At 50.5% G+C, this 523-nt stretch carries 1 protein-coding gene; it reads left to right on the top strand.

Annotated elements, in window-relative coordinates:
- Positions 1-14: 14 nt before the first annotated feature.
- The coding region (locus R7Q46_RS30160) for an ABC transporter permease (RefSeq protein WP_318078715.1) at positions 15-523 on the top strand (509 nt) is incomplete at its 3' end.

Raw genomic sequence — 523 nt, 5'->3', positions numbered from 1 at the left:
GTGGAGGAGGTCTCATGGGCAAGCTAATTCCCGTTTCGGTTCGCCTTGCTTGGCTGAACCTACAACGTAATCGCCGACGCAGTTTGTTGTCGATGCTGATCATCGCCATTGCAGTTTTTGCGCTGACCAGCGCAGGTGGTTTTGGCCTTTATACTTACGACAGCTTGAAAGAATCCACAGCGCGTGACACGGGGCATCTGACATTAACCACGCCGGGTTATTTCGCTAAAGAAGAAGAGATGCCATTGAGCAATGGTTTGAGCCATGCTGATGCGATCACCAAACAGTTGATTGGTTTGAGTGAGGTGCGAGGCGTACAGCCACGAGTGGAATTCAGCGGTTTGATCTCTAACGGCAACAAGTCCTCGATTTTTATTGGTATCGGCGTTAACGAACGCGAGTTCGATATGAAAGGGCCGTTTTTGGACGTGCGTGATGGGCAGACGCTTTCCAACATTCATGCCTCTCGTTACGACACTTCTGAGCCAGAAGTGATGCTTGGGGTGGATCTCGCCAGTAATCT

Source organism: Vibrio sp. 811 (assembly GCF_033339195.1).
The sequence above is the reverse complement of the archived record's forward strand: the minus strand, read 5'-3'. Positions and strand labels throughout refer to the sequence as shown.